This is a genomic window from Melittangium boletus DSM 14713 (assembly GCF_002305855.1).
GTDB lineage: Bacteria > Myxococcota > Myxococcia > Myxococcales > Myxococcaceae > Cystobacter > Cystobacter boletus.
The window spans coordinates 7352610-7364617 of the sequence record NZ_CP022163.1 but is presented as its reverse complement, the minus strand read 5'-3'; the positions used below and the strand labels follow the sequence as shown (position 1 = coordinate 7364617).

Below are 12008 nucleotides of genomic sequence, written 5' to 3'. Positions count from 1 at the left end.
CCTCTCAAGATACCTGCTTGAGCGCGGGGTAGAGGCGGCGCCAACGGGCGTACTCCTCGGCGTAACGAGGCACGAGCGCCGCATCGGGTTCCACCACCCGGGCCACGGGCGGTGGCACCGCGAGCACGAAGGGGTCCTCCCCCGTCGCCGCGAGCCGCCCCAACCGCGCCGCGCCGAACGCCCCACCGAAGTCCCCCTCGGCATGCACATCAAGCGGCCGATCGAGCACGCTCGCGAGGATCCTCAACCACAGCGGCGAGCGCGATCCGCCCCCCACCGCCGAGGCCCGCGCCACCTGAGTCCCCGCATCGGCGAGCACGCGCAGACAGTCCGCGACGGCGTACGCCACGCCCTCGAGCACCGCCTGGGTGAGTGCCGCGCGTCCATGGCCGTGCGCCAACCCCACGAAGGCCCCTCGCGCCGAGGCGTCATTGTGCGGCGTGCGCTCCCCGGACAGGTAGGGCAGGAACTTCACCGGAGACGGCGCCTCGACACGCTCGCCCAGCGCGGCGATGAGCGCGGGCGCGGGCTCGCCCAGCAAGGAGGACAGCCACTCCAGGCTCGCCGCGGCGGACAGGATGACGCCCATCTGGTGCCACGTGCCGGGCACGGCATGGCAGAACGCGTGCACCGCGCCCTCCGTGTTCGGCGAGAAGCGCGCGTTGGACACGAACAACACGCCCGAGGTGCCGAGCGACACGAAGGCCGAGCCCGGCTTCACGGCGCCAATGCCCACCGCGCTCGCCGCGTTGTCCCCACCTCCGCCGGCGACCACCGGCGCCCGGGTCATGCCCCAGCGCCGGGCCAGCTCGGGTCGCAGCCGGCCGGAGGACTGGGAGCCCTCCACGAGCCGGGGCATGTGCTCGCGCGTCAGGCCCGTGGCCTGGAGGAGTTCGTCGGACCAGTCCCGCTTCGCCACGTCCAGCCACAGCGTCCCGGCGGCATCGGACATCTCGGAGACATGGTCACCCACGAGGAACAAGCGCACGTAGTCCTTGGGCAACAGCACCTTTCGCGTCCGGGCGAAGAGCTCGGGCTCGTGCCGGGCGACCCAGAGCAGCTTGGGCGCGGTGAAACCCGGCATGGCCAGGTTGCCTGAAATCTCCCGCGAGCGCGGGCAGCGCTCCTCCAACAGGCGGCACTCGGCCTCCGAACGTCCGTCGTTCCAGAGGATGGCCGGACGCAGCGGCTGGTCATCCGCCCCCAGGAGCGTGGCGCCGTGCATGTGGCCGGACAGGCCAATGCCCTCGACCGCCGACAGGGCCTCGCGGTGCGAGGCGGCGAGCGTGTCCAGCACGTGCTCGCAGCCGCGGATCCACGCGTCCGGATCCTGCTCCGACCAGCCAGGGTGTGGCCGGTCCACCTCCAGCGGCGCGCTGACGCTCGTGAGGATGCGCTCCTGGCCGTCCACGAGCACGGCCTTGACGGATGACGTTCCCACGTCGATGCCGAGGTACATGTGTTCTTCCTCTCCCACGCGCGCCGTCTTCCCGAGAACGCTTCGAGCCCCACCACCGAGGGAAGCGCCGGTGGCGTGCGCGTCCGGGAGAGTGCCCCCACCCGGGACGCGCTACAACCCTGGACCATGAAAGCCTATGAGATCCGCGGTGGATTCGGTCTGGACAAGCTGGTGGCGTGCGAGCGACCGGACCCGGAGCCTGGGCCCTTCCAGGTCCGCATCCGGGTGAAGGCCACGAGCCTCAATTATCGAGATCTGATGATGGTGCGCGGGCAGTACAACCCCCGGCAGAAGCTGCCCCTCGTGCCCAATTCGGATGGAGCGGGCGTGGTGGATGCCGTGGGGCCGGGCGTCACCCGCGTGAAGCCCGGGGATCGGGTGATGGGCCTGTTCTCCCAGAACTGGCTCGCGGGCGAGCTCTCGCGTGGCACCCAGACCCAGACGCTCGGCGGCCCCCTGGACGGGGCGCTCGCGGACACGATGATCGTCCACGAGGACGGCGCGGTGCCCACGCCCGCGTACCTGTCCGACGAAGAGGCCTCCACCCTGCCCTGCGCGGCCGTCACGGCGTGGAGCGCGCTCGTCACCCAGGGAGCGCTCCAGGCCGGAGACACCGTGCTCCTGCAGGGCACGGGCGGCGTCTCCCTCTTCGCGTTGCAGATCGCCCGGATGATGGGCGCGCGGATCCTCATCACCTCGAGCAAGGACGACAAGCTCGCGCGGGCGAAGGAGCTGGGCGCCCACGAGGGCATCAACTACGTGAGCACGAAGGACTGGGACAAGGCGGCCCGCGCGTTGACGGGCGGCGTCGGCGTGGACCACGTGGTGGAGGTGGGCGGCGCTGGAACGCTGGAGCGCTCACTGCGCGCCGTGCGCACGGGAGGCACGGTGTCCGTCATCGGCGTGCTCGACAGCGCGGCGAGCTCCGTCAACGTGCTCCCCATCCTCATGAACAACCTGCGGGTGCAGGGCACGTTCGTGGGGCACCGCCAGTCCTTCGAGGCCCTGACCCGGGCGTTCACCCAGCATGGCATCCGCCCGGTGGTGGACCGCGTCTTCCCCTTCGCCGAGGCCGTCGCCGCCTTCGAATACCTCCAGAGCGGCGCGCACTTCGGCAAGGTCGTCATCCGGGTGGACTGAGCTCCGGGACGACGACCCTCGATCGGCGGCATCGCGCGATCGAGGGCCACCGTGGTGTGGCTACTGCAACTGCTTCTTGATGCGGATGTTGCGCAGCTGGAAGTGGATGTTGCCGCCCTGATCACCCCAGGCCGGCAGCAGCTCCAGGACGGAGCTGACCCGCGTGGTGTCCCAGTTGGTCTGGTAGGTGGCGTCGGTGAAGGGCATGCGCACCGTCTTCCAGGTACCCACCTCCGGGTGACCGATGAGGGTCGTCAGGTCGCCCGTCGCGCACGAGTCGGGCTTGCGCTTGCACACGCTCTTCACCCAGAAGTCCTGGGTGGTGGAGCCGTAGTCGAGCACGCGCACGTCGAACTCGACGCCGCCCGTCGTGGCGATGGAGGAGACGTCCATCAGGTTCGGCGACTTGAGCCCGAAGCCCATGCCGCCGTTGCCGCCCCCCTCCTTGAGGTTCTTCATCTGCACGTCGATGACCTTCTCACCGCCGCCGATGTCGAACGCGGGGTTCACCGTCACGGTGCCCGAGGTGCCGGCCGTCCACCCATTGGGCGCATCGAAGAACGAGGTGTCGGACAAGCCGTTGACGAAGGCGTCCTTGTCGTCCGTGATGGCGGTGACCACGTCGGTGGAGCCCGCGCCCGTGCAGCTCACGTTGCCCGCCCGGTTCGGCTCCCAGCGGATGCGCGCGAGCGACAGGTCCATCGGGCCCGAGGTGTAGAGGAGGAACGGGCTGTTCACGATGGTGAAGTCCAGGCCCGTGTCCGCGAAGCACTGCAGCGGGACGGCGAGCTCGGTCCAGTCCTTGCCCTCCAGCGCCTGGAGGGTCTGGCCAAGCTGGATCTCACCCAGGCACGGATGGATGCAGTGCATGGAGAGGTTCACCTGCGCGGTCGGGGCGGTGTTGACCTTCACCGAGAAGACCAGGGCGCCCTTGGAGTTCAGGTAGGGCTGGAGGTTGCGGCCCTCGTTCCCCGACTGGTTCTGCGTGTAGATCTGTCCCGTGCCACTCCACACGGCCCGGACGGCGTCCCACTGGCCGAGGTAGTCGACCGGGGTGACGGAGAGTTCATTGGCATCCGTGTAGGTGCTGACGCTGGTGCCCAGGAGCACGTCCTTGCCGCCCCAGTTGGACGGCGCGCCCACGCGCATCACCCAGTTGTCCTGGTTGCCCCGCTCGAAGATGACCAGGGGCTCGGTGGCGGTGGTGCCATCGCTCGGAGGCGCGCTGCAGCCGTGGGTCTGCGTGGGCTCGTCGAGCACGTTCAGCGGCTGGGGCTGGGCGTACGTCAGGCCATGGCCATAGGCGAAGAGCGGCTCGTAGCTCGCATCCCCCTTGTTGAGGGAGACCTGGCAGGGCGACTTGGGCCACGAGTAGGACAGCTTGCCGTGGAAGTCGTGGTCGACCGAGCCGTCCTCCTTGCGGAAGAGCACGTCCGTCATGCCCTCGCCCTCGGTGCCGGGCAACCAGGCCGCGACGAAGGCGTCCGACTGGTTGAGCTCCTTGTTGGCGTAGAGCGGACGGCCCGAGTAGAGCACCGTCACGATCTTCTTCGCTCCCTTGGCACGCAGGCTCGCGAGGAGCGTCTGGTCCTCGGGACGCAGCCGGGCGAGCTCCAGGGTCTTGTTCTTGCCGATGTCGCCATTGCCCTCGGCGTAGGGCGTCTCGCCGATGACCGCGAAGACGACGTCGTAGGACGCATCCGCCATGGAGCCATCCGCGCTGATGTCCAGCGTGGCCTGGGGCGCGACCTTCTGCACGGCCTTCCAGAAAGTGGTGCCGCCGCCGAAGTCGGCCTCGGTGGTGTCGGTGCCCTGCCAGGTGATGCTCCAGCCACCCGACTGGTTCGACAGGTTGTTGGCGCTCTTGCCCGTCACGAGGATCTTGGCCGAGCGCGCCACGGGCAGCACGCTGTCGTTGTTCTTGAGGAGCACCAGCGACTTGCGGACGGCCTCGCGGGCCACGGCCCGGTTCTCCGCCGTGCCAATCTCGTGCGAGGCGTTGCGCGCGGAGGGCTTGGGCCGGTCGAAGAGGCCCATGCGGAACTTCACGCGCAGGATGCGGCGAACGGCGTCATCCAGGCGGCTCTGCGGAATCTCGCCGTTCTTCACCGACGCGAGGGTGTTGTCGATGAACGCCGTCCAATCCGCGCGGTAGGGCACCATCACCATGTCGACGCCGGCGTTGATGGCCTGCGGGCAGTCGCTGTTCTTGCAAATCCGGGGAGAGTCGCTGTTCTCCGGGGTGATCTGGCCCAGGCCGTTCCAGTCCGAGATGACGAAGCCGTCGAAGCCCATCTTGGTCTTCAACACGTCCGTCAGCAGGTACTTGTTGCCGTGCATCTTGTGGGCCTTGGCGTTGTTGCCCTGGTCCTTGTTCTTCCAGCTGCTGAACGAGGCCATGACCGTCTGGGCACCGGCCCGGAGCGCCGTGACGTAGCCGCGGCTGTGCAGGTCGCGCAGCTCCTTCTCCGTCAGCTCGGTGATGCCCTGGTCCTTGCCCTCGTTGGTGGCGCCATCGCCCAGGAAGTGCTTGGCCGAGGCGATCACGCGCTCGTTGGCCTTGGCGTCCTTGGCGAGCTGGCCCTGGAGACCCTCGACGATCTTTCCGCCGTAGGCCTCGACGATGGCGGGATCCTCGGAATAGCCCTCGTAGGTGCGGCCCCAGCGGTCATCGCGGACCACCGCGAGCGTGGGTCCGAAGGCCCAGTCCAGACCCGTGTAGGCCACTTCGCGCGCCGTCACCTCGCCGATGCGCCGCATCAGCTCCGGATCGTTCGCCGCGCCCAGGCCGATGTTGTGCGGGAAGAAGGTGGCGCCCTTCACGTTGTTGTGCCCGTGGACCGCGTCCACGCCCCAGATGATGGGAATGCGGTGGGGATTGGCCGCGTCCATCGAGGCCTCCCACAGCTGGTCGGCCAGCGTGTACCACTCCTCCACGGTGGCGTTCTTCTTGCCGCCGGGCCAGGAGCCGCCGCCATTGAGCACCGAACCGAGGTGGTACTTCTTGATGTCGTCGGGGGTGACGTTGGCGATCTCCACCTGGGTGATCTGCCCGACCTTCTCCTCGAGCGACATGCTGGCCACCAGGGCGTCGACCTTGGCCTCGATCTCGGGATCCTTGGCGATGACGCTCTCGACCAGGGTCCAGTCATCGGGCTCGGGCTTTGGATCCACGGGCGTCGGATCCACGGGCGTCGGATCCACCGGCGTGGGCTCGGGAGCCGGATCCTTGCATGCCGCCAGCGTCAACAGCAGGAGCGCCGTGCGCGAGGCACTCTTGCTGCGTGAGAACAACCGTTCCATGTCCATCTCCAGGGGTGTCAGGGTCGCGTTGACGGGCCACGGCGAGCAGGTCCTGGCTCGGGAGACAGGGACGTGGGGAGAGCTCACCCCGGCATGCCAAAGCCCGAGCACCGTAGAAGTAAGAGGCGGCGCATGCAAGGCGGTCCCCTCACGTCGACGCGGTGCGGCAGGCGTTCTCCCGAAACGACGAAGGCTCCCCATGCCCAAGGGCACGAGGAGCCTCGTCTCAGCGGTTTTCCCGGAGAAGGAATGGGCGACGCGTCAGAACTCGGCCGCCGCGCGTGGATCGATGATGCCGCACTCCTTGATCTTGTAGAGCAGGGCCTTGTAGCTGATGCGCAGCTTGCCCGCCGCGCGGCGCTTGTTCCACGCCGTGCGCTGCAACATCGCCAGGATGGCCTCCCGTTCGGCGAGCATCGCCGCCCGCTTGCCAATCTCCTTCAGGGACATCTCCGCTTCCGGAACGCTGGGCGGCGGGGGCGGAGGCTGGGGCGCGTCGAAGGGATTGGCGTAGCGGATGGGCGCGGGCGCCGGAGGAGGCGTCAGTTCCACCGCGGGAGTGCTTCCCCGGGAGGGCATCTCCAACACCTGCACCGACGAGCCGGCGATGGGCGCCGGCGTCGAGGCACGCGGCGTGGGCGCCGGGGGCTCCACGTCTCCGTCCCCCGCGTACGACGTGGGCAAGGACGGGGCGCTCGCAGGCGCGCGGCCTCCCTCGCGCAACTCCTCCAGCACGAGCGAGGGATCCTTGAGCACGCACAACCGGCGCACCATGTTCTCCAGCTCGCGCACGTTGCCCGGCCACTCGTACTCGGTGAAGGCGCGCAGCACCTCGGCAGGCAGCTCCGCCACGCCGCTGATGAAACCGCGCCCGTACTTCTTGAGGAAGTGGTCCGTCAGGGGCACCACGTCCTCGGGACGCTCGCGCAGGGATGGCAGCCGGATGGCCACCACGTTGAGGCGGTAGAAGAGATCCTCGCGGAAGTTGCCCAGGGCGATCTCCCGCTCCAGGTCCCGATTGGTGGCCACCACCACGCGGCTGTCCACGCGGACGCTCTTCTTGCCGCCCACGCGGAAGAACTCCTCGTCCTGCAACACCTGCAGCAGCTTGGCCTGGAGCCGGATGGCCATCTCGCCAATCTCGTCCAGGAAGATGGTGCCCTGGTCCGCCAGCTCGAACTTGCCCGGCTTCTCCGCCGTGGCGCCGGTGAAGGCGCCACGCTCGTGGCCGAACAGCTCGCTCTCCAGCAGCTCGCCCGGCAGCGCCGCGCAGTTGACCTTGATGAAGGGCTTGTTGCGCCGGTTGCTGCGCGCGTGGATTTCCCGGGCGATGACTTCCTTGCCCGTGCCGGACTCGCCGAGCAGCAGCACCGGCACGTCCGTGTCCGCGATGCGCTCCACCAGCGCGCGGGCCCGGCGCATGGTCGGTGAGTGCGAGATGACGATGCGCTCCCCGCCCGCGTCCTCCTTCGCCAGCGAGGGCACCGCCGGCGCGCTCACCACGGCCTGGCGCGAGGGCAGCAGATTGCCCAGGGCACGCGAGAGCGCGTCCTCCAATTCGTCGGCCCCGAAGGGCTTGGACAGGTAGTCACTGGCCCCCAGCTTCATGGCGCGCATGGCGTCATCCGCCCCCGACAGCGCCGAGAGGACGATGACGGGCGCGCCACCGCCAGACGCCCGGTAGCGCCGGAGCACGTCCAGTCCGCTCATCTCCGGCATCATGACGTCCAGCAGCACCACGTCGAACGAGCCACCCGACAGCATCTCCAGGGCCTGGGAGCCACTCGACGCGCAGCGCACCTGATAGCCCGAGCTGCCCAACAGCTCCGAGAGGAAGGTGCGCACCTGCTCTTCGTCGTCCACCACCAACACAGCGATCCGATCCATCCCCTCGCCTCCCCTCACCCTATCCATCGCGAATGCACCCCGTGAGACGGCCCTCGTGGGCCCCGTCTCCGCGTCAAACCGTCAGTTCCATACCCGTCGCCGAGATCCGGCGCTGCTCGCGGTTCCTGCGCAGATCCCTCAGCGCCTCATTCAACAACTGATCGGGCGAGCCCACCCTGTCCGGATAGCTCACCGCCCCCATCGCCAGGGAAGGGCGCAACACCCGTCCCCCCACCTGCAGGCGCGCCAGGGCGAAGCGCTCGCTCACCCGGGCCATCACGTCCGGCACGTTCTCCGCGGGCGTCGAGGGCAGGAGCACGGCGAACTCCTCGTCGCCCACGCGCGCCACCACGTCCGCCTCGCGCACCGTCTGGTTCACCACCACCGAGCTGTAGACGAGCAGCCGCTCGGCCATGGCCGGACCGGACTCCTTGCGCAGGGCGCGGAAATCCTCGAGCGAGCCCACCAGGAGCGAGAAGCCGCCGCCGAAGCGCTCGCAGCGCGTCATTTCCAGGGCCAGCAACTCCATGAGGAAGGCCCGGTTGTAGAGGCCCGTGAGGGGATCATGGTGCGCCACCGAGGAGCCCACGCCCTCGGGCAGCATCGCCCGGCGCACCGAGGACTTGAGGCGCAGTTGGGCGCGCAGCCGCAGCACCAGCTCCTCGCCCGAGCCCGCGCGCGACGCCACGTCCACGCCCATGCCCTTGGTCATGCAGTGCCGGTGGGCCTCGCTGTCCGTGGACTCCACCAGATACATCAGGGGCACCGTGCCCCGGCTCATCTGCCGCAGCCGACGCGCCACGGCCACGGCCACGTAGTCCGGGCCCTGGGCCGCGAGCACCACCGCGTCCGGATGGATGGCCTCGAACAAGGGGGCCGCCGCGTCGAAGCGAGTCACCGGCACCACCCGGAAGCCCGCCGTCGCCAACGCCACCCGGGTGCGCTCCAGATCCTCGGCGCGAGGCTCCACCACCAGGACCGTGAGTTGCTCCGTCTTCGCGTCGTGTCTCAGTACCACCGCTGCCCCCGTCCGCCAGCCAGAACCTTTTTCCGCATCGTTCCTCCGGCGCTGTCCCCAGGATTTACAGTCCCACCCATCCCCACCCCGCCGCCTCCCATTCCATCCCCCTGTTTTTCCTAGGGGTGGGAAGAAACTTGCTTCCCGTGTCCCTAGGAGTCAGCAACAGACGTGCCAGCAAGTACCCGCCGGAGGTAACGCTCCACCTCGGCTTCCTCCAGATGGTGCTTGAAGGCAACGAGGCCGCCGATGATGACCACGGGGATGTCGTAGCGGTAGGCGGCGAAGACCGCGGGGTCGGCCCGGATGTCCTCTTCCAGCAACTCGAAGGGGAGGCGGGCGCGGACGCGCTCGAGGACGGCCTTTGCCTCGTCGCACAGGCCACAGTTCGGTTTCGAGTAGAGTCGGACAATCATTCTGGGACGTGAGGATGGGACGCGATGCGCGGTCTGTCAGGTGACTTCTCGACGATGCCCCTCGAGGATCTCGTCGCGTACCTGGGCAACCGGAGGGTGACGGGAACCCTGAGGGTGATGCGGGCGGGTGTGCGCAAGCTGATGCTCCTGCGCGAGGGGAGGGTGCTCAGCGCCAGCTCCAACCAGCCGCGCGAGTACCTGGGCCAGTTCCTCATCCACATGGGGCACTTGAGCGAGGCGCTCTTCGAGCGGGCCCATGCCCAGCAGCGGGAGACCCAGGTGCCACTCGGGCAGATCCTGGTGGCCACGGGGGCGGTGTCCGAGCAGACGGTGCGCGGCACACTCCAGCTCAAGTTCCGCGAGAGCCTGCTGGAGATGTTCCGCTGGGAGGAAGGTGAGTTCTCCTTCGACGCGGGAGCGGTCCCGCGGGTGGAGGGCGTGGAGGCGGAGGTGGAGCTGCTGGACATCCACCGCGAGGGGGAGTTCCGCGAGACGGCGTGGCAGGCGATCAAGGCGGCGTTTCCCTCGGGCTCCGCCTACCTGGAGGTGGACGAGGGACGGCTGTCCGAGCCGCCCCGGGCAGGCACACTGGACGCGGCGCTGGTGGCGCGCATCCGCGAGGGGTTGAGCATCGACGAGCTCGTCCGGGCCCTGCATGCCTCGGACTTCCTGGTGTACCAACGCCTGTACGCGCTGTACCGGCAAGAGGCCCTGCGGGTGGTGAGCATCCCCCCACCGGGGCGGGCCCCTCCCGCCGACCTGGCCATGCCCGTGCCCGTGCCGTCGATGGAAGTGGAGCTGACGAGCGAGGAGCCCGCTCCGGACGAGCTCATCCAGGCGGCGCAGTCGGCCCTGGAGAACGGGGACTTCCGGCAGGGCGAGGCGCTCGCGCGCCGGGCGCACGAGCTGTCCCCCACCCCCGAGACGGAGGCCCTGCTGCACTCGGCGGAGGCGGTGCTGCTCGGCGTCTTGCGCCGCAAGATGCTGGACACGCCCCAGGTGCCCTCGTTGCGCGTGACGGCGGCGCAGTTGAAGACGACGCCGCTCACCTCGCCCGAGCGCTACCTGCTCTCGCGCATCGACGGCAAACGCAACGTGAGGGACATCCTGCGCGTGTCGCCCCTGCACGAGCTGGATGCGCTGCGCTACTTCCAGGCCTTCGTGGACACGGGCCTGGTGCTGCTCACGCCGGGCGCTCAGGGCTGAGACATCGCGGAGCGCACCTCCGCGGGCGCGGCCGGTGTTTCGGCGACCGGGAGCGCGGCGGGGGCCGCGGGCACCGCGGGGGCCTCGGGCACGTCCTCCTCGTCGGCGCCCTCTTCCTGGGGCGCGGCGGGCTCGGCCTTGTCCGCGGGAGGCTCCTCCTTCGCGGGAGTGAGCGCGCCCGGAGGCAGACGCGCCAGTCCCAGCCGCATGGCCTCGCGGCCGAGCCACGCGGCCCGGATGCGCCAGAGCGGCTCGTTGACGAGCACCGCCGCCACCGCCACCTTGGGGTTGTCCTTGGGCGCGAAGCCCACGAACCACGAGTAGTCCCGGAAGGGCTTGTTGTCCGCCAGCGTGCCCGTCTTGCCCACCGCGCCCGGCACGCGCATGCCCCGCTCGCGGAAGACGCGGCGGGCGGTGCCGTGGGTCACCGTGGCCTCCAACATCGTCGTCAGGCCCCGGGCCACCTCGGGCGAGAGCACCTGCTCCCCGGCGGAGGTCCGGGCGTCCTCGCCCGGCTCGAAGAGGATGGGATCCCGCCACACGCCGCCATTGGCCGCCACGGACGCGAGCAGCGCGCCGTGCAGGGGCGACAGGTACACGTCCCCGAAGCCCGCGCCCGTCTGGGCGAAGCGCAGCTCATCCCCCTCGGGCACGGCGGCGAGCGACACGTCCGTGGGCACCGGGAAGTCGATCTGCCGGTTGAAGTGGAAGCGGGCCGCCGCGCGCCGCAGCGTGTCGGGCGACAGGTGGCGCTGGGTGAGCTTGGCGAAGATGACGTTGGCGCTCTTGCCCATCGCCTCCGCCAACGAGTGGCACTGGCCATCGCTCGCGCTGTCCGCCAGGAGCTTCGAGGAGAGGCGGCGCTTGCCTCCATGGAAGCACGTCTCCGCCTGGGGCGTCAGTCCCGCCTCCAGGAGCGCGGCGCCGGTGACGATCTTGAAGATGCTCGCCGCGGGGTACACGGCACGCGTGGCCAGCCCGTGCATGTCCGGCCGGACCTGGGAGTGCTCGGCCATGGCCAGCACGCGGCCCGTGGCGGGCTCGAGCACCACCACCGCGCCGAAGGGCACCTGGTACTGCGCGAGGATGCTGGTGAGCTGTCCCTGGAGGACGGGATCGATGGTCAGCGGTACCTCGCCCTCCTTGCCCGGCAACACCCACCGCCCCTGGGCGTTGCGCTTCGCCCGGGAAAGCACGTCCTGCTTCGCGGGCAGGGAGCGCAGGTGGGCGAAGGGAGGATCCGACTCCCGCGAGGGCACGGGCACGGGAGGCAGCAGTCCCAGGAGCACGCCCGCGTCGGACGCGTCCGCGGCCTCGGCCACGCCGGCATCCAGCGTCCCCGCGTCCTGGAGCGAGGCCTCGGCCACCGGGGGAGCCTCGGGGACGGGGGTCCCGCCCTCGTCCGCGCCGACGAGCAGGAGGAATAGGGGCAGCAGCAGCGTGGCGGGAACGACTCGGGAAACCGTCATGCGCGGGCGTCTCGCGGGGGCGAGGGGGGAGCGGGCATGGTACCCGTCCCGTCCCCGCCGTCCATTCCCTCCCAGGACAAATGTCGACCCCCTGGCTGCCCGGCGAGAAT

Annotated in this window: 8 protein-coding genes; 2 read left to right on the top strand and 6 right to left on the bottom strand. The window is 69.7% G+C overall.

What is annotated here, in order from left to right; genetic code table 11:
* Window positions 1-4: 4 nt before the first annotated feature.
* Entirely contained in the window at window positions 5-1459 is a 1455-nt protein-coding gene (gene xylB / locus MEBOL_RS30585) for a xylulokinase (protein ID WP_095980747.1), read from the bottom strand.
* 126 nt (window positions 1460-1585) lie between these two features.
* Between xylB and MEBOL_RS30580 the strand changes: the two genes are divergently transcribed.
* Window positions 1586-2599 carry a zinc-dependent alcohol dehydrogenase family protein gene (locus MEBOL_RS30580; RefSeq protein ID WP_095983102.1) on the top strand — a complete coding sequence of 338 codons (1014 nt, stop codon included), beginning with the start codon at window positions 1586-1588 and terminating at the stop codon, window positions 2597-2599.
* A 60-nt stretch (window positions 2600-2659) separates the two neighbouring features.
* On the opposite strand, the gene MEBOL_RS30575 is transcribed toward MEBOL_RS30580, so the two are convergent.
* The 4 genes from MEBOL_RS30575 to MEBOL_RS30560 form a co-directional block, all read right to left on the bottom strand.
* Window positions 2660-5902, bottom strand: a complete 3243-nt coding sequence (locus MEBOL_RS30575; RefSeq protein WP_095980746.1) for a glycoside hydrolase family 3 protein — start codon at window positions 5900-5902, stop codon at window positions 2660-2662.
* Between the two features lie 261 nt (window positions 5903-6163).
* Window positions 6164-7789 (bottom strand): sigma-54-dependent transcriptional regulator, encoded by a 1626-nt coding sequence (locus tag MEBOL_RS30570; RefSeq protein WP_095980745.1) that lies wholly within the window; start codon window positions 7787-7789, stop codon window positions 6164-6166.
* Window positions 7790-7862: 73 nt separating this feature from the next.
* Window positions 7863-8807, bottom strand: a complete 945-nt coding sequence (locus MEBOL_RS30565; protein ID WP_095980744.1) for a GGDEF domain-containing protein — start codon at window positions 8805-8807, stop codon at window positions 7863-7865.
* 152 nt (window positions 8808-8959) lie between these two features.
* Entirely contained in the window at window positions 8960-9223 is a 264-nt protein-coding gene (locus MEBOL_RS30560) for a glutaredoxin family protein (protein ID WP_095980743.1), read from the bottom strand.
* Between the two features lie 24 nt (window positions 9224-9247).
* Between MEBOL_RS30560 and MEBOL_RS30555 the strand changes: the two genes are divergently transcribed.
* Window positions 9248-10429 carry a DUF4388 domain-containing protein gene (locus MEBOL_RS30555; protein WP_095980742.1) on the top strand — a complete coding sequence of 394 codons (1182 nt, stop codon included), beginning with the start codon at window positions 9248-9250 and terminating at the stop codon, window positions 10427-10429.
* On the opposite strand, the gene MEBOL_RS30550 is transcribed toward MEBOL_RS30555, so the two are convergent.
* Window positions 10420-11898, bottom strand: coding sequence for a penicillin-binding transpeptidase domain-containing protein (locus MEBOL_RS30550; RefSeq protein WP_095980741.1), 1479 nt, complete (start codon window positions 11896-11898; stop codon window positions 10420-10422). The two genes, MEBOL_RS30555 and MEBOL_RS30550, sit on opposite strands and share 10 nt — an antisense overlap.
* Window positions 11899-12008: the final 110 nt, after the last annotated feature.